Origin of the sequence: Streptomyces sp. NPDC007025 (assembly GCF_042869455.1) — a bacterium.
Lineage (GTDB): Bacteria > Actinomycetota > Actinomycetes > Streptomycetales > Streptomycetaceae > Streptomyces.
The window spans coordinates 400,436-417,616 of record NZ_JBIAFT010000002.1 but is presented as its reverse complement, the minus strand read 5'-3'; the positions used below and the strand labels follow the sequence as shown (position 1 = coordinate 417,616).

Here is a 17,181-nt window from a genome sequence, read left to right as displayed (position 1 = left end):
CGGGGTGACCCAGCGGCCGCGGCGGAGCCCGGGCACGGCGAGGGGCCGCGGGCGGTGCCCGCGGCCCCTCCGGTGCGCACGGACGCGTCAGTCGGACACTTCGACGACGAGCGCCGCCGCGGTGTCGCCCGCCGCGCAGCCGGTGAACAGCCCCAGGCCGCCTCCGCGCGCCCGCAGGACGTGCGCGAGCTCCGTGATCGTCCGCAGGCCGGTCGGGCCCTGCGGGTGTCCGAAGACGAGGCTGCTGCCGGTCGTGTTCATGGCCTCCGGCGGCATCCCGGTCTCCCGGGCGAAGTAGAGGTCGTTCACCGCGAAGGGGTTGTGCGTGTGGACGGCGTCCATCGACTCGCTCTTCAGCCCGGCGGCGTCCAGCGCCGCGCGGGCGGCCGGTACGAGCGCCTTGGGCATCCGGGCCGGTTCCACCCGGGCGTGGCCGGACGCCACCAGCCGCACGACCGGGCCCCCACCGGCGAGTTCGCGGGCGCCTGGCACCGTGGTCACCAGCGCGCCCGCGGTGCCGTCCGCGGGGTGGGTCTGCGCGGCGGCGGTGTGGATGCCGCCCGTGCGGACGGGCGGCAGTTCGCCGGCGGCCTCGCAGGAGACGGTCCGTATCCCCTCGTCGGCCCACAGCCGTACCGGCCCGTGCTCGGCGTCCTCGGCCTCGACGGCGACCATCCAGGCACGCTGGAAGGCACGGTCGTCGGCGAGCGCGGCGGTGTACTGCTCCGAGCGCAGCACGGCGAGGGCGTCCAGCTCCCCGCGGGTGAAGCCGCATTCGGCCGCGACGGCCTCGGCGGTGGCCAGCATGCTGCGGCCGGTGACCGGATCGCGGGAGAAGCTGTCCCGCACCCAGTTCTCCCGCACCGGGCCGCGCTCGGACCCGGCCGCGGGCCAGGCCAGCTCCGGGCCGTTGCTCGTCCGGTCCGCGGTGACCACCAGTTGCGGACCGGCCCCGGCCGACACCGAGGCGGCGGCCTGGTGCAGTGCCGCGACGGAGGTGGCACACGCCTGGCTGAGCATCGGGCCGAAGACACCCGGCATGTCCAGCCGGGCCGCCAGCGTCGTGGCCCCGTAGAAGATCGCGGGCTGCGGAACCGTCCAGCCGAGCACCAGGCCCTCGACGGCGGCGCGGTCCACACCGCGTTCCGACAGCGCCCGGTCGGTGACGGCCACCGCCGCGTCCAGGCTGGAGATCCGGGACAGCGCGCCGCCCCAGCGGGCGAAGGGAGAGGACCACAGCGCCCGCAGCGGGACGGCCGCATCCCGGTAGACGGCTGCCGAGGTCACGCGTCCGGCCTCTCGCGCGGAAGGTCGCCCGGCGCTTGCGCACCGGTCCGTGCGCTGTCCGCCGCCCGGGCCGCGAACAGCGCCACGCTGCCGCGCACTTCGATCCAGTGGCTGGTGAAGTTCTCCTCCAGCGCCCGGTGCAGCCAGCGCACGCTGTCCTGCTGGTTGTGGAAGGAGCCCTGGCGCTGGTAGAGGAGGTTGAAGCGGCGGGAGAGGGCGGTGTGCTTGACACCCCCGGACAGCACGGTGCTGCCGAACAGCACACCGCCGGGCGCGAGTTCCCGGCTGAGATGCTTGAGGACGAGTTGCTTGCCACCGGGCGGCTGGGGCAGGCAGTGCAGCACGTAGTTGCAGGCGATGGAGGTGAATCCGCCGGCACCGAGTCCGGACAGCGGCTCCAGCAGGTCGGCCTGCACGCACCGCGGGGTGTAGCGGCGCAGGCGGTGGGCGGCGAACCGCAGCGGGTCGGGGTTGAGGTCGAGCAGGGTCAGCTCGGGGTCGCCGCCCGGGGGGAAGCGGCAGTGGTCCAGGTAGTAACCCGAGCCCGGGCCGACCTCCAGGTGGCGGGAGGTGATCCACTCGTTGTAGTGGTCGAGCAGCCGGTCCTTGGGGCAGCGCCAGAGCACCCGGTTCGAGGCGTGCACCACGACGGCGTCGTACAGCCGCAGCCGCCGGTGCTCGTAGTAGGGCTGGCCCTCGAACCCGAACGCGGAGGACTCGGCGGATACATCGATGGTCATACGGGGGTTCCCTCTCCGGACGGCGGATCGAGGCGTCAGTAGCTTCCCAGTCCGCCGCAGACGTTGAGCGCCTGCGCGGTCACCGAGGCGGCGGCCGGACCGGCCAGGTAGCGCACCATGCCGGCCACCTCCTCGGGCGTGCAGTAGCGGCCGATGGGGATCTTGGACTGGAACTCGGTGAGCACCTGCTCCTCGCTGATCTGGTTGAGTTCGGCGTAGCTGGCGCGTACGTCCTGAGCCATCGGCGTCTCCACATAGCCGGGGCACACCGCGTTCACGGTCGGGCCGCCGGCCAGGGCCAGTTCCTTGGCCAGCGCCTTGGTGAAGCCGATGACACCGGCCTTGGCGGCCGAGTACGGGGCTCCGTAGGGCACCCCCTGCTTGCCGCCCGTGGAGGCGATGTTGATGATCCGCCCGGTCGGCTGCTTGATGGCCTCGCTGGCCCGGACGACCTCGCGCGTCACCCAGAACACGCTGTTGAGATTGGTGTCCATGACATCCAGCCACAGCTCGTCGGGAATCGCGGCCGTCGCACCGCCGCCGCTGCGACCGGCGTTGTTGACCAGGATCCGCGGCTCGCCGTGCTCCTTGGCGCACTGCTCCACCATGTCGTGGACCGCGCCGCGGTCCCGCACGTCGCAGGCGTAGCCGGCCACGTCGAACCAGTCGTCCTCCATCTTCAGCGACCTGACGGCCGTGTCCAGCTTGCCGGTGTCGCGGCCGGTGATGACGACCTTGAGCCCGTCCTGCAGCAGAGCCTGCGCGATGGCCAGACCTATGCCGCTGGTGCCCCCCGTGACCAGGGCGACGCTCGGGGACTCGGTGTGTGCGGGCATGGCGAAGCCTTCTCCCTTCGTCGGGGCGGCCGGAGTGTGCCGACCCGACAGCGAGACTCCAGGCACCCGATGCAGCGCCGGTCCAGGCCCGGGCAACAGGGCCACCGGGGTGCGGCAAGGCGCGCTGGAGCGGCGCGGGAGCGGCGGTTGCCCGCCGCTGGAGCGGCGCCCCGCAGGGTCTCGGAGTGTGAGCCGACACATTGTCATTACTGGCCTGAGCGTCCTTGCGCCCGGTTCGACGGACACCGAGGGCTTCTGGAAGATGATCACTGCGGGGCGCAGCGCCATCCGCAGGACCACAGCCTTCGATCCGACCGCGTTCCGCTCGCAGGCGGCGGGAGAGATCGACCTCGACCCCCTGGCATGCGGGTTCGGCCACCGGGAGATCCGGCGGCTGGACCGGGCCGGGCTGCTGGCGGTGACCTGCGCCAGGCGGGCGGCCGCGGAGGCCGGGATCGCCTCGGGGAGCGGCCTGGACCCCACGCGTCTGGGGGTGAGTGTGGGGAACGCGGTGGGATCCGCCACGAGCATCGAGAACGAGTACGTCGTCCTCTCCGACGAGGGACGCGAGTGGCGGGTCGACCAGAGCTACCAGTCCCCGCACCTCTTCGACTACTTCGTGCCGGGCTCCCTCGCCCGCGAGACGGCCTGGGCGGTCGGCGCCGAGGGTCCGGTCTCCGTCGTCTCGGCCGGCTGCACCTCCGGCATCGACGCCCTCGGTCACGCCTGCCAGCTGATCCAGGAAGGCAGGGCGGAGGTGATGGTCGCCGGCGCCACCGACGCGCCCGTCACCCCGATCGCCGTGGCCTGCTTCGACGCGATCAAGGCCACGACCCGCCGCAACGACGACCCCGAACACGCCACCCGGCCCTTCGACCGGACCCGGGACGGATTCGCCATCGCCGAGGGTGCGGCCATGCTGGTCCTGGAGGACAGCGAGCACGCGCGGCGGCGGGGCGCCGAGATCTACGGGACGATCACCGGATACGCCGCGCAGTCCAACGCGTACCACATGACCGGGCTGGCGCGGGACGGCAACGAGATGACGCGCGCCATCGGGCTGGCGCTGGACGAGGCCCGCGCCGACCCCACGTCCGTGGACTACGTCAACGCGCACGGCTCGGGAACCAAGCAGAACGACCTGCACGAGACCGAGGCGTTCAAGAAGGCGCTGGGCGGCCATGCCTACGACATCCCCGTCAGCTCCATCAAGTCGATGATCGGGCACTCCCTGGGGGCGATCGGCGCGATCGAGGTGGCCACCTGCGCGCTGGCCATCCGCGACAGCGTGGTGCCGCCCACCGCGAATCTGCACGAGCCGGACCCCGAGTGCGATCTGGACTACGTACCGCTGGAGGCGCGCGAGCGCGTTCTCGACACGGTGCTCACGGTCGGCAGCGGCTTCGGCGGGTTCCAGAGCGCCATGGTGCTGGAGAAGTGGCGAGGAGGCCGCGGATGAGCAGGAGTATGAGCACCGACGTGCTGATCACCGGGCTGGGTGTGACCGCTCCCACCGGGCTGGGGCCCAAGGAGTACTGGAACACCACGTTGGCGGGTGGCCAGGGCATCGCGCCGCTGCGGGAGTTCGACCCGGAGCCGTACACCGCGCGGCTGGCCGGGCAGATCACCGGCTTCGACGCCGCTGCGCACCTGCCCGGCCGGCTGCTGCCGCAGACCGACCGGGTCACCCGGCTCGCGCTGGTCGCCGCCGAGCAGGCGCTGGAGGACGCGCAGGCGGACATCGGAGAGCTCGGCACCTACGAGTGCGGCGTGGTCACCTCGAACGCGACCGGGGGCTTCGAGTTCTCGCACCGCGAGATGCGCAAGCTGTGGTCCAAGGGGCCCCAGCACGTCAGCGTCTACCAGTGCTTCGCCTGGTTCTACGCCGTGAACACCGGCCAGATCTCCATCCGGCACAAGATGCGCGGCCCCGGAGGGGTGGTCGTGGCCGAACAGGCGGGCGGACTCGACGCGATCGGGCTGGCCCGCCGCACCATCAACCGCGGCCGCGGGCGGCTCATGCTCACCGGAGGGGTCGAGTCCTCCTTCGACCCCTGGGGATGGGTGTCGCATCTGGCCTCCGGCGCGGTCAGCACGGCCACCGATCCGGCCACCGCCTACCTGCCGTTCGACCGGCGGGCTGGGGGCTATGTACCGGGTGAGGGCGGCGCCGTACTCGTCATGGAGGCGGCCGACTCGGCGCGCGCACGGTCGGGCCGACCCCCGTACGGAAGGATCACCGGCCACGCCTCGACCTTCGACCCGGCCCCCGGGGTGCCGCGGCCACCCGGTCTGCAGCGGGCGATCGAACTCGCGCTCGCCGACGCGGGCCTGCGGCCGGACGCCGTCGACCTGGTCGTCGCCGACGCGGCCGGAGTACCCGAACTCGACGCCCAGGAGGCCGCGGCCCTGCGTGCGGTCTTCGGCCCCTTCGGCGTCCCCGTCTGCGCGCCCAAGACCATGGTGGGCCGCCTGATGGCCGGCGGCGGGCCGCTCGACGTGGTGTGCGCCCTGCTCGCGCTGCGGGACGGCGTCATCCCGCCGGCGGTCAACATCGGCGAACCCGCCGAGGACCACCGGATCGACCTCGTCCGTGACGCACCGCGATTCGGCCCGCTGTCCACCGCGCTCGTCCTCGCGCGCGGTGCGGGCGGCTTCAACTCCGTGGTCGTCGTCGAGCGCCCGCTCTCCTGAGGACCGCCGCGCCTCCCCGGGCCTGCCCCGATGCTCCCCGCAGTCCGCTGAAGTGCCCTCCCCCGTACGCCGATCCGCCGAGAAGGGACCCGTTCACATGCTCAGCCTCGACCAGCTCCTGGAGATCCTCGCCGAGTGCTCCGGCGACCAGCAGGCCGCCGCGCACGGCGCGGAGGTCCTCGACCGCGAGTTCGACATGCTCGGCTACGACTCCCTGGTGCTGCTGGAGACCTCGGCCCAGCTCAAGCACCGCCACGACATCGACATCCCCGAGGACGTCATCCGCGACCTGCGCACGCCGCGCGCCGTCCTGGACTACGCCAACGTGCCCGCCGAACGGGACTGAGGCGCACCCGGTATCCCCTCCGCGCCTCGTCCGCCCACCACCGTGCCGCAGGAGCCAGCAGATGGACGCGCCGACACCGACCACCCAGCGCCCGCGGGTCGTCTTCACCTTCCCCGGCCAGGGCGCCCAGCATCCCCGGATGGCCGCCGGACTCTACGGCGTCTCACCGTCCTTCACCGCCACCATGGACCACGCCTTCGACGCTCTGGGCCCCACCGGGCGGACCCTGCGCGCGGGCTGGCTGGCGGCCGAGGCGCCCGCCGCGTTCGACGACATCTCCTACGCCCAGCCGCTGCTGTACGCGGTCGACTGCGCGCTGGGAACCATGCTCGCGGAGGCGGGTCTGCGCCCGGACGCGGTGCTGGGGCACAGCGTGGGAGAACTGGCGGCCGCCACCCTGGCGGGCGTCTTCAGCTTCGACTGCGGGCTGCACTACCTCTCCGAGTACATCGGGGTCTACCGGCACGCGCCGCCCGGCGGCATGCTGGCGGTGGCCGCCGGTCCCGAGGAGGTCGGGCCCCATCTGGCCCCGGACGTGGTCATAGGAGCCGTCAACGGCCCCCGTCAGGTGCTGCTCTCCGCTCCGGAACCGGCCCTGAGCCAGACGGAGACCGCGCTGCGCCGGGCCGGTGTCACCTGCTCCCGGGCACGCGCCCTGCAGCCGTTCCACCATCCGGTGATGCGCCGGGTCGCCGCCGCGCACGCCGACGCGCTCACCCGCCCGCCGCTGCGCCCGCCGCACACCACCGTGCTGTCGGCCTACACCGGCCACACGCTCGACGAGGCGACCGCCACCGACTGGCGGTTCTGGACCAGCCAGCCGGCCGAGCCCGTGCTCTTCGGCCCCACGCTCCAGCGCCTGCTGAGCAAGGGGCGGCACCTGCTGGTGGAGGCCGGCCCCGGGCAGAGCCTGACCGCCCTGGCGCGGCGCACCCGGGCGGTCGCCGACGGCGGCACGGAAGCACTCGCCCTGCTGCCCGCCCGGGCCGGCGCCCCCGACGACGACGTGAAGGCGGTGCGGGCCGCGCTGGAGCAGCTGGCGGCCGGGCCGGGCGCCCTCTCGGCGCTGTCGCCGGATTTCTGAACTCCCGGCCACGGCCCGGGACCACGCCCCGCAGCGGCAGCGCTGCAGAAAGGGAGACGCATGCACTTCCCAGAGCTCGACCCGTCCGACGTGGCAGCGTTCCGCGCCGCATTCCGCGGTGAGTTGGTGTGGCCCAGAGACGCCGACTACGACGAGGCGCGGCGCATCTGGAACGGCACGATCGACCGCCGCCCCGCGCTGATCGCCCGCTGCTCCGGCACCCAGGACGTGGTGGCGGCGGTCGGGTTCGCCCGCCGCAGCGGACTGGTCGTCGCGGTACGCGGTGGAGGCCACAGCATGGCCGGGCACTCCACGTGCGAGGGCGGGATCGTCATCGACCTCTCGCCGATGAACGGCGTCCGGGTCAGCCGGCGGCGGCAGCGCGCCCGGGCACAGGGCGGCTGCCTGCTGGGCGCGTTCGACACGGCGACCCAGGCGCACATGCTCGCCACACCGGCCGGCGTCGTCTCGCACACCGGCCTGGGCGGACTCGTACTGGGCGGCGGCTTCGGCTGGCTGAGCCGCAAGTACGGGCTCTCGATCGACAATCTGGTCTCCGCGCAGGTCGTCACCGCGGACGGCAGCGTCCTGACGGCGAGCGAGGAGGAGAACCCGGATCTGTTCTGGGCGGTGCGGGGCGGCGGCGGCAACTTCGGGGTGGCCACGGAGTTCGAGTTCGACCTCCACCCGGTGGGCCCTGTCCGGTTCACCAGCACCTACTACTCGCTGGAGGAGGGGCCGCAGGTCATCCGGGCCTGGCGGGACCACATGGCGACGGCACCCGACGAGCTGACCTGGGCCCTGTATCTGCGTCTCGCACCGCCGCTGCCCGAACTGCCGGCCGAGATGCACGGCAAGCCGGTGATCTGCGCGATGAGCTGCTGGATCGGCGATCCGCACGAGGGCGAGCGGCAGCTGGAGGCGATCCTGCCGGTCGGCAAGCCGCACGGGCTGACGAAGGCGACGCTGCCCTACCGGGCCCTGCAGGCGTACTCCTTCCCCGGCGCGGTCGTGCCCGACCGAGTCTACACCAAGAGCGGATACCTGGCCGAGCTGGACGACGAGGCCCTCGACACGGTGCTGGAGCACGCCGCCGGCATCGCTTCCCCGTTCACCCAGCTCGAACTGCTGTACCTGGGAGGAGCCGTGGCCCGCGTCCCCGACGACGCGACCGCCTTCCCCAACCGCCGCACGCCCTTCGTGGTCAATCTCGCCTCCGCATGGCGGGACCCGGCCGAGGACGCCCGCCACACCGCCTGGGCCAGGGACGGCTACCGGAAGCTGGCCGACAAGCTCTCCGGCGGCTACGTCAACTTCCTCAACCCCGGGGAGGCCGACCGCACGCGGGACTCCTACGGCGAGAAGTACCAGCGGCTGCGGACCGTCAAGACCCGCTACGACCCGGCCAATCTCTTCCGGCTCAACCAGAACATCCCCCCGCACGCCCCCTGACCGGCGTGCCGCATGCGCCCTTTCCGCGCTGCCCCTGCCCCTGCCCCGGATCCGGTTCCGCCGGCCCCGGGGCAGGGGCGCACCCAGCCGCGTTCCGCCCGACGCCCCGAACAGGAGCCGCCATGAACGCCGACCACTGGAACCTCTCGGCGCTGGTCGACCGCAACCTGGAAGCCGGCCTCAGCGACAAGGCCGCCCTCCTCGGGCCGCAAGGTGCGGTCAGCTACGCCGAACTGCACCGGAGGATGTGCGCCATGGGGCGCGCCCTGCGCGCGCTCGGAGTGGAGCGCGAGCAGCGGGTGCTGCTCGTACTGGACGACTCACCGGCCTTCTTCACGGCCTTCCTGGGTGCCGCACGGATCGGCGCCGTGCCCGTCCCGGTGCCGCTCACCTCCCGGACCGGCCCCGAGCAGATCCGCTTCTACGCTGGTGACAGTTACGCACGGGCGGCCGTCGTGGAGGCGGAGCGGTACGAGGAACTGGCCCCAGCGCTGCGGGAGACGGGCGTGACCGTGCTCAGCGGCGGACCGTGCGGGGTGACGGACCGGCTCTGCCTGCCGGACCTGGTCGAGGCCCACGAGGGCGCGCTGGATCCGGCGACGACGCACGCCGAGGACCCGGCGCTGTGGCTCTACAGCTCGGGCTCCACGGGCAACCCGAAGGGGGTGGTCCATCTGCAGCGGGACATCGCACCCGTGTGCCGGCAGTACGCGGGCGAGGTCCTCGGCCTGACCAGGGACGATGTGCATCTGTCCAGCACGAAGCTCTTCCACGCCTACGGCCTGGGCAACAGCCTGCTGTTCCCGCTGTGGTCCGGGGCCGGCAGCGTGCTGCTGCCCGGCTTCCCCGCACCGCACCTGGTGCTGGAGTCGATCGAACGGTTCCGCCCCACGGTGCTGTTCTCCGTACCGGCCCTGTACAACGCCATGCCGCGCTCCCCCGGAGCCGGCCGCCGTGATCTGGGCTCCCTGCGGCTGTGCGTCTCGGCGGCCGAGACGCTGCCGGCCCACGTCTGGCAGCGGTGGCGGGACCTGTCCGGGCTGGATGTGCTGGACGGGGTCGGCTCCACCGAGATGCTGCACGTCTACTGCAGCAACTCCCCGCGGGCGCTGCGCCCCGGATCGTCCGGCAAGGCCGTGCCCGGCTACCGGATCCGGCTCGTCAGCCCCGAGGGCGGTGAGATCGCGGGGCCGGGCAGCGGGGAGATGTACGTGCAGGGCGGCAGCATGATGGACCGGTACTGGCACCGGGCCGACCGCACGCGCTCGGTGCTGCACGGCACCTGGTACCGCACCGGTGACCGCTACCGCCGCGACGAGGACGGGTACTACTGGTTCGAGGGCCGCGCCGACGAGATGCTGAAGGTGTCCGGACTGTGGGTCGCGCCCACCGAGATCGAGGCCGTCCTCCAGCAGCATCCCCAGGTCGCCGAGGCGGGCGTGGTCGGTGTCGACACCGACCGGCTGACCCGGATCAAGGCGTTCGTGGTGCTGCACCACGCCGAGCACGGCACCGAGGACCTGGCGCGGCAGCTGCGGCAGTGGTGCGAGCACCGGCTGCCCAGCCACCAGTTCCCGCACCTGGTGGAGTTCGTCGCGGCCCTCCCCCGCACGGCGACCGGCAAGATCCAGCGCTTCGCCCTCCGGACCCGGGAGGACGCCGCGGCGGACGACGCCGCCGGGCACGCGGAAGCCGCCCGCGCCGGATGACAGGCGCGGACGGCCGCCGGGACGGGGGTGCAGGCGACTCAGCCGGAGGCCGCGGCGGCCCGAGGACTCAGGTGCAGGCCCACGAGGCGCAGTCGCCCGGCCCCGCCGGTGACGATGAGCGTGAAGCGGAAGGCTCCGCTGGCGTCGGCGTCCCCGTTGACGCTCTCCTGGGTCTGCGCGGCCACCACCACGGCCGTCCCGCCCAGGATCCGGATGCGCAGGTCGCTCACCTCGAACGAGGAATTGCGCACGGTCTTCGACCGGTAGCGCTCCAGCCACTGCTCGCGGCTGCGGATGAACCCGCGGGGTCCGACACCCACGAAGTCGTCCGCGAGGAGCCCGTCCAGCGCGGTGTGGTCGCCGCGTTCCTCAGCCGTGCTCCAGTCCCTGACGAAGTCCGCGACCGCCTGTTCGGACAGTGTCGTACTCATGGCTCTCCTTCCCGCCCGGGGCTCAGCGCACCGGCGCGGCGTCGGCGGCGAACCCGTCGCCCGTCAGCTCCGCGGCCAGTTGCTCGACGTAGTCGGTCAACGTGACGTCCCGGTCGAGGAACGGCACGATCGCGCGGGTGCGTTCGTAGAGCGGCCGGGTCCAGGACGACAGCTTGTCCGCGCCCCGGATGTCGACCGCCTGGCAGGCGCAGAGCAGTTCGAAGGCCACGACGTAGGCGGTGTTGGCCACCACTTCGCGGGCCCGGCGTGCGGCGACGAACCCGAAGGAGACGATGTCCTGGAAGTCCGCGGTGGTCGTGAGGGACTGCACGGACATCGGCACGGTCAGGGTGCGGGTCTCGGCGGTGATCGAGGCCGTCATGAACTGGCCGCCCATCAGGCCCAGCCGCAGGCCAGGATCCTCCCGGCACAGGAAGGCGGGCAGCCCGTTGCTGTTGCTCTTGTCCAGGAAGCGGTCGACGCGCCGGTTGGCGAGGTTGGTCACGGTGGCCAGCGCCAGCGTCAGGTGGTCCATCGCCATCGCCACGTACTGGCCGTGGAAGTGCCCGTTGTGGAACACCTCCGACTCCTCGGGCAGCACGATCGGGTTGTCGTTGGAGGAGTTCAGCTCGTCCTGCAGGGTCGCACCGATCCGCTCCAGCACGTCCACCACGGGACCGAGGATCTGGGGCGTGCACCGGATGGAGTAGGCGTCCTCGATAGCCAGCGAGCCCGCCTTGGCCTCCGCGCCCATCTCCCCGACCAGGGTCTGCTCGGTCTCCAGTTCGTTGACCGCCAGTCGCGAGTCGGCGAGCCCCTCCCACAGCCGCGCGGCCACCGCGTGCTGGCCCCGGTGCGGCTTGACGCTGTGCACGCGCGGGTCGAAGGGTTTGGTCATCCCCGCCAGGCCCTCCGCGGAGAGCGCCGACACCCGCTGGTAGGTCTCGACCAGCCGGTCGGCGGCCCGCAGCACCATGGTGCCCAGGCCGACCATGCCGGAGGTGCCGTTGATCAGTGCGAGGCCGTCCTTGTAGCCCAGCTCCATGGGCTCCAGACCCGCCTGGTCGAGGGCCTCCTTCCCGGAGAGCGTCCGGCCCCGGTGGCGGGCCTTCCACTGGCCGGCGCAGACCAGGGCGATCGCCGCCAGCGGGCCCAGGTCGCCGCTGGTGCCCAGCGAGCCCTTCTCCGGGACGCACGGCACGATCCCGGCGTTGAAGACGGCGACCAGCTTCTCCAGGTTCGCCGGGGTGATCGCGGAGTTGCCCCGCGCCAGGGAGACGATGCGGGAGAGCATGATGGACCGCACGGCGGTGTCGTCCAGGTAGGCGCCCACGTTGGTGGCCACGGCGTTGAGCAGGTTCTCCTGGAGCTGCCGCGCCCGGGAGACCGGGACCAGATGGTCGACGAAGCCCCCCATGCTGGTGTTGACGCCGTAGATGACGCGCTCGTCCTGGACGAATTTCTCCAGGACTGCCCGCGAGGCACCGACCCGGTCGCGGACGGGCGCGGACAGCCGAACGGGGGTCCGCTGCCGCGCCACGTCCTCGAGCTGGTCGAGCGTGACGTTCGTGTCGAGCTCTATGACGAAGGTCATGAAGTTCCCTTAGCGGCCGGAAGATCAGTGGACCCGGCGCACGAGCCGGCCCGTACGACGGGACATGTGGCGCGCACGCGGGCGGCCTCCTGGACGCGGCCAGGCGGGTCCGCACGCGGTGCGCCGCACCGCCTTCACTCAAGCGCCCCGCGCTCCACGCCGAAGCAAGGCGGTCTTCAGCCCCGTCCAAGGCCGGGGCCCCGGACGCGCGGGCGGGGCGGCGACGGTCGCCGCCCCGCCCGGCCCGGGGACGCCCGGCCCTCCGGCCGGCGGCCGCTACGGGGCGACGGGCGCCCCGGTGTCCGCATCGGTCACCGTGATGGCCTCCACCGGACAGCACTCGGCGGCGTCCCGTACCGCCTCCTCGGCGTCGACGACCTCGGCCACGGGCTCGGCACGGCCGTCGGCCGTCATCCGGAAGCGGGCGCAGGCACCCGCACAGGCGGCCGATCCGATGCACTGCTCCGCGTCGACCGCCAACCGCCAGCGCGGGGCCGCGGGCTCCCCCGTCACCAGCGCACCGGCAGCGTCCTGGGGCCGCGGACCTGCATCCCCGTCTTCCATTCGATCTCCCCCTCCCCGACCGCCGGCCGCAGGCCCGGCAGGCGGTCCAGCAGCGCGCCCAGGGCGACCTGGAGCTCCATCCTGGCCAACTGGGCACCCAGGCAGTGGTGTACGCCGTGTCCGAAGGCGAGGTGCGGGTTGGGGGACCGCTCCCAGTCCAGCGTGCCCGGGTCGCTGAACACCCCGGGGTCCCAGTTGGCCGCCACGGTGGGCGCGAACACCGTCTCGCCGGGCCGCACCCGCCGTCCGCACAGCTCCACCTCCTCGGTGGCCACCCGCGCCCGGAAGCTGCCCGACCCCAGGGGGATGAACCTGAGCAGCTCCTCCACCGCGGCCATCGGCATCCGCCCGTCCGCATCCGGCCGTGCCGCGCCGTCCGGCTGCTGGAGCAGCAAGTAGGTGCAGTTGGCGATCTGGCTCGCGGTGGTCTCGTGACCGGCGATGAGCAGATCGCGGGTGAGGAGGACCAGTTCCTCCTCGTCGAGCCGCCCCTCCTGGCTGTCGCAGATGTCCACCAGCGCGCCCAGCAGGTCGCCGGCCGGCTTCTGCCGCCGCTGCCGTACCAGCGTCGCGAAGTAGTCGGCCAGCGCCTCGGTGGACGCCGCCATCTCGCCGGGAGTGCACGCGGTGGTGGACAGCAGCGCGTCGGACCAGCTCCGCAGTTTCTCGCGGTCCTCCCGGGGCACGCCGAGCAGATCGCAGATCACGGTGACGGACAGCGGCAGAGCGAAGGAGGCGACCAGGTCCGCGGGCGGGCCGGCGGCCTCCATGGCGTCCAGCAGCTCCCGGGCGGTCCGTTCGGTGCCGGGCCGCAGTTCCTCCACCCGGCGTTTGGTGAACACTCCGGCGACGGTCTTGCGCAGCCGGGTGTGGTCCGGTGGGTCCAGCGACATCAGGACGCCCTCGCCGGCCGGGTCGGGCTGGATCCGCGGTGCCTGCTCGTGGAGTGTCCCGGCTCTGCCGAACCGGGGGTCGCCCAGCACCGTCCTGATGTCCTCGTAGCGTGTCACCAGCCAGGCTTCGCCGCCGTACGGGAGGCGCACCCGGCTGAGGGGTTCGGATTCGCGCAGCGCCGCGAAGAGCGGCTCCATGGACAGGCGGGCGGGGGTCTCGAAGGGAAAGTCCCGTGCCTGCCGGCTGTGGGTGGTCACTGACTCCTCCTGTGCGTCGAGGGGGACGTGCTCGCCGTCCATCCGGCCGGTCCGCGGCCGGGGCGAAGCCCGGAGGCCGTGGTCCCGTCCCGGCGCGACGTCGGGACCCGCCGGCGGACGGTGGTCGGCCGCTCAGGGGCGGGCGGGGGCGGCGCGGAACAGTCGGGTCAGGTGGTAGCGCAGCACGTCGCGGGCCTGCTCCGGGGTGCGCTGTCCGACCAGGACGCTGGTCCCGACGCCGTGGCTGAGGCTCAGCAGCCGGGCGGCCTCCGCGTCGGGGTCGAGGTCGCTCGCGATCTCTCCCGCGGACTGCGCCGTGGTGAGGATCCCGGCGAGCTGGCGCTCCAGCCGGTCGGGGCCTGCGACGAAGGGCTGCGCGGCCAACTCGGGGTCGGTCATGGCGAGCACGGCGTAGGACATCCAGACGAGGCGGAAGGTGTGGCGTGCCTCGTCGGCGGGCAGCGCCTCGTCGACGAAGGCCTCCAGACAGGCCCGTGCCGAGTCGGGATCGTCCAGGTCCGCGAGCCGCTCGGCCCACCGCTCGTGGCTCAGCCGCTCCAGCCGCAGCAGCGCGGCGTGCAGCAGCTCGGCCTTGGTGTCGAAGTAGTACTGCACCAGGTTGAGGGACATCCCCGCCTCCGCGGCGACCGCGCGCAGCGTCACCGCGTGCAGCCCGTCGCGCGCGGCCACCCGGACCAGGGCGTCGGCGATGTGCGCCCGGCGCTGGGTGTGGTCGACGCGTTTCGGCACGGTGACCCCTTTCCGATCGGCGCGTTTTCATAGTACCGCTGTACTATAAAGTCCGGGCGACGATGGGGAAAAGACATGGGACAACGCGAAGGCCGGGCCGCCGGCGGCCCGGTGGAGAGCGCGGAGCGGGCCGGGGCCCTGACCAGCCGTCAGACGGCGCTGCTCTGGCTGGCCTGCGCGGCGCAGTTCATGGTGGTTCTGGACGTATCCGTGGTCAACGTCGCACTGCCGTCCATCCGGACCGCTCTCGGCTTCGACGCCGCGGGACTGCAGTGGGTCGTGGGGAGCTACGCGCTGGTCTTCGCCGGCTTCCTGCTCCTGGGCGGCCGCCTGGCCGATCTCTTCGGCCGTCGGCGGGTGTTCCTGTGGGGGCTCGTACTGTTCTCCGCCGCCAGTCTGGTGGGCGGCCTCGCCGCGGCGCCGGGCCTGCTCATCGCGATGCGGGCCGTCCAGGGGCTGGGCGCCGCGGTACTGGCCCCGGCCACGCTGACGGTGCTGACCACCACCTTCGCCGAAGGCGCGCGCCGCACGAAGGCGTTGGCGATCTGGACGGCCGTCAGCTCGGCCGGCGGCGCGGCGGGCAACCTGATCGGCGGCGTGCTGACCGACACGCTGTCCTGGCGCTGGATCCTGCTCATCAACGTGCCCATCGGGGCCGCGGCCGTGCTGGCGGCCGTGCGTCTGCTGCCCGCCGACACCGAACGCAGCGGCTCCGGACGGCTCGACATCCCGGGCGCGGTACTGGCCACCCTGGGGGTCACCGCGCTGGTCTACGGCGTCAACCAGGCGGGGAAACACAGCTGGGGCGACCCGAGCACGCTGGCGGGACTGGGACTGGGTGCCGCGGCACTGACCGCCTTCGTGTACGCGGAGGCCCGGTTCGCGGCGGCGCCGCTGATGCCGCCGCGGCTGGTGCGGCTGCGGCCGATCTGGGCGGGCAACGTCACCATGCTGCTGGCCGGGGCCTGCTTCATCCCCATGTGGTACTTCCTCTCGCTCTACATGCAGGACGTCCTCGGCTACGGAGCGCTCGCCACCGGGATCGGCTTCCTGCCGCACACCCTCGTCGGCATCACGGCAGCGCGGCTGGCTCCCGTCGCCATGCGCCGCACCGGCGCCCGCGCGCTGATCGTGCTCAGCGCCCTGCTCGCCGCGGTCGGCTTCCTGTGGCAGAGCCGCATCGGGGAGCACAGCGGCTACTGGGGCGGCCTGCTGGGACCCGCGATCGTGATGTCCGCCGGGATGGGCCTGCTGATCACCCCGATCACCACCACCGTCACCTCCGGGGTGGACGAGCAGGACGCGGGTGCGGCCTCCGGGCTGATGAACACCACCCGCCAGCTCGGCGGGGTCGTGGGACTCGCCGCCCTCGTCACCCTCGCCACCGCACACGCCGGTGCGGACCTGGCGTACCGGTCGGTGTTCGCGGCGAGCGCGGCGGTGTGCGCGGCCGTGGCGCTGATGGCCTGCGCCCTGCCGGCGGCGCACGGGCCGGAGTCCGCACCGGTCGGGCCGTCGGCCGCACCCGAGGAGCCGGCGGACGAACCGGCCAGGTGAGGCGGGCGGCGGACGTGCTCCGGACCCCGGCCGTTCCCCGCGCACCGCGGGGAACGGCCGGGCAACGGCGTCAGTCGCCGGTGTTGGTCGCCCAGACCGGCCGCCGGGCGCTGTTGTAGACGACGACGTTGCCGTCGTCCTGGATGGCGAGGTAGGCACCCTTGTGCCAGGTGCCGGCCGCCCAGACCGGCTTTCCGGCGCTGTCGTAGACGACGAAGTTGCCGTCCTCCTGGAAGACGGCGCAGTTGCCGCGGCTCCAGGTGTGCGGCGCCTGCCAGACGGCGCGGCCGTCCTTGTAGAGGACGAAGTTGCCGTCCTGCTGCATCCGCAGAACGGCCCGGCCGTTCCCCGAGGTCCAGGCCTGGTTCTTGCAGATGGTCGCCCGCGGCCGGATGATGTGGTCGCTCATGACCCGTCCGACCGCGGCCCGTTCGGCCGCCCGGACCGGCGCGGCCGAGACTCCCGGACTCGACAGGGTGGCCGCGTGCGCGCTCCCCACGCCCACGAAGGCCACCGCCGCCGCCACCGCGCACACCGCTCCGCGCATGTTCATCGCACACTGCTCCTTCACCGAATTGCGCCGGAATGCCGACGCAGGTGCAACTGGTGCGCAAATCATTGCTTTTGCGTGACAGTGGCGTCGAGAGCCTGCCCCCGGGCACCATCCCAATGAGCTACCGCGCCACTCCGAAACCGGAAGCCCCCAGCGCATCGCGGCACGCACCGGCCCGGCACCACTCCCCTTCCGCACCGCCGCGGAGGACGACCCGCCCGCACGCGGCAGGCCGGATCGCGGATGCCGGCTGCACGTCGCGGACCGCGACGCACGGGCGCGCCGGCCGGGGAGGCGCACGCGCCACGCTCCGTGCGGGTCCCGGTGCACAGCGGGGCGAAGGCCGTGAGGTGTGACGCAGGGCGCATGGTGCGGGCCGGCTGTCATGGCATACTCCACCAAAAGTGCTCTTACCGCTCCGGAGCCACCCGTG

The 17,181-nt window shown here is 73.0% G+C and carries 16 protein-coding genes; 7 read left to right on the top strand and 9 right to left on the bottom strand.

Annotated features, from left to right (window positions below):
• Nucleotides 1-87: 87 nt before the first annotated feature.
• The 3 genes from ACFYMO_RS05505 to ACFYMO_RS05495 are packed head-to-tail and all read right to left on the bottom strand — an operon-like array spanning nt 88 to nt 2,863.
• The gene (locus ACFYMO_RS05505; RefSeq protein WP_366769957.1) at nt 88-1,287 is read right to left on the bottom strand and encodes a thiolase family protein; all 1,200 of its coding nucleotides are present in this window, start codon (nt 1,285-1,287) and stop codon (nt 88-90) included.
• Nucleotides 1,284-2,027 (bottom strand): class I SAM-dependent methyltransferase, encoded by a 744-nt coding sequence (locus tag ACFYMO_RS05500; RefSeq protein ID WP_388544381.1) that lies wholly within the window; start codon nt 2,025-2,027, stop codon nt 1,284-1,286. Before ACFYMO_RS05500 ends, ACFYMO_RS05505 begins: the two co-directional genes overlap by 4 nt.
• 35 nt (nt 2,028-2,062) lie before the next feature.
• Nucleotides 2,063-2,863: an SDR family NAD(P)-dependent oxidoreductase gene (locus ACFYMO_RS05495; RefSeq protein ID WP_366769959.1), complete on the bottom strand. Its 801-nt coding sequence runs from the start codon at nt 2,861-2,863 to the stop codon at nt 2,063-2,065.
• 187 nt (nt 2,864-3,050) lie between these two features.
• Here ACFYMO_RS05495 and ACFYMO_RS05490 point away from each other — a divergent pair, with 187 nt between their 5' ends.
• The 6 genes from ACFYMO_RS05490 (at nt 3,051) to ACFYMO_RS05465 (ending at nt 10,148) form a co-directional block, all read left to right on the top strand.
• The gene (locus ACFYMO_RS05490; protein WP_366769960.1) at nt 3,051-4,322 is read left to right on the top strand and encodes a beta-ketoacyl-[acyl-carrier-protein] synthase family protein; all 1,272 of its coding nucleotides are present in this window, start codon (nt 3,051-3,053) and stop codon (nt 4,320-4,322) included.
• Nucleotides 4,319-5,557 (top strand): ketosynthase chain-length factor, encoded by a 1,239-nt coding sequence (locus ACFYMO_RS05485; RefSeq protein ID WP_366769961.1) that lies wholly within the window; start codon nt 4,319-4,321, stop codon nt 5,555-5,557. The genes ACFYMO_RS05490 and ACFYMO_RS05485 overlap by 4 nt, the downstream gene beginning before the upstream one ends.
• A 97-nt stretch (nt 5,558-5,654) precedes the next feature.
• Nucleotides 5,655-5,903 carry an acyl carrier protein gene (locus tag ACFYMO_RS05480; protein ID WP_366769962.1) on the top strand — a complete coding sequence of 83 codons (249 nt, stop codon included), beginning with the start codon at nt 5,655-5,657 and terminating at the stop codon, nt 5,901-5,903.
• Nucleotides 5,904-5,964: 61 nt separating this feature from the next.
• Complete coding sequence (locus tag ACFYMO_RS05475) at nt 5,965-6,987, top strand: acyltransferase domain-containing protein (RefSeq protein ID WP_388544376.1); 1,023 nt, start codon at nt 5,965-5,967, stop codon at nt 6,985-6,987.
• A 60-nt stretch (nt 6,988-7,047) separates the two neighbouring features.
• Nucleotides 7,048-8,439 carry an FAD-binding oxidoreductase gene (locus ACFYMO_RS05470; protein WP_366769964.1) on the top strand — a complete coding sequence of 464 codons (1,392 nt, stop codon included), beginning with the start codon at nt 7,048-7,050 and terminating at the stop codon, nt 8,437-8,439.
• 122 nt (nt 8,440-8,561) lie between these two features.
• A complete protein-coding gene (locus ACFYMO_RS05465) occupies nt 8,562-10,148 on the top strand; it encodes a benzoate-CoA ligase family protein (RefSeq protein WP_388544373.1) in 1,587 nt (528 codons plus the stop codon).
• 38 nt (nt 10,149-10,186) lie between these two features.
• On the opposite strand, the gene ACFYMO_RS05460 is transcribed toward ACFYMO_RS05465, so the two are convergent.
• The 5 genes from ACFYMO_RS05460 to ACFYMO_RS05440 form a co-directional block, all read right to left on the bottom strand.
• Nucleotides 10,187-10,579: a nuclear transport factor 2 family protein gene (locus ACFYMO_RS05460; protein ID WP_366769966.1), complete on the bottom strand. Its 393-nt coding sequence runs from the start codon at nt 10,577-10,579 to the stop codon at nt 10,187-10,189.
• A 22-nt stretch (nt 10,580-10,601) separates the two neighbouring features.
• On the bottom strand, nt 10,602-12,173 hold the full coding sequence (locus tag ACFYMO_RS05455) for a phenylalanine aminomutase (D-beta-phenylalanine forming) (protein ID WP_366769967.1): 1,572 nt from the start codon (nt 12,171-12,173) through the stop codon (nt 10,602-10,604).
• Nucleotides 12,174-12,449: 276 nt separating this feature from the next.
• Nucleotides 12,450-12,686, bottom strand: coding sequence for a ferredoxin (locus ACFYMO_RS05450; RefSeq protein ID WP_360697710.1), 237 nt, complete (start codon nt 12,684-12,686; stop codon nt 12,450-12,452).
• A complete protein-coding gene (locus ACFYMO_RS05445; protein ID WP_366769968.1) occupies nt 12,683-13,888 on the bottom strand; it encodes a cytochrome P450 in 1,206 nt (401 codons plus the stop codon). The genes ACFYMO_RS05450 and ACFYMO_RS05445 overlap by 4 nt, the downstream gene beginning before the upstream one ends.
• Nucleotides 13,889-14,020: 132 nt before the next feature.
• Nucleotides 14,021-14,638: a TetR/AcrR family transcriptional regulator gene (locus ACFYMO_RS05440; protein ID WP_388544368.1), complete on the bottom strand. Its 618-nt coding sequence runs from the start codon at nt 14,636-14,638 to the stop codon at nt 14,021-14,023.
• A 75-nt stretch (nt 14,639-14,713) separates the two neighbouring features.
• On the opposite strand from ACFYMO_RS05440, the gene ACFYMO_RS05435 reads away from it, so the two are divergent.
• Entirely contained in the window at nt 14,714-16,195 is a 1,482-nt protein-coding gene (locus tag ACFYMO_RS05435; RefSeq protein ID WP_388544365.1) for an MFS transporter, read from the top strand.
• Nucleotides 16,196-16,265: 70 nt separating this feature from the next.
• Here the strand turns inward: ACFYMO_RS05435 and ACFYMO_RS05430 are convergent, their stop codons facing one another.
• Nucleotides 16,266-16,748: a hypothetical protein gene (locus ACFYMO_RS05430; RefSeq protein ID WP_366769971.1), complete on the bottom strand. Its 483-nt coding sequence runs from the start codon at nt 16,746-16,748 to the stop codon at nt 16,266-16,268.
• Nucleotides 16,749-17,181: the final 433 nt, after the last annotated feature.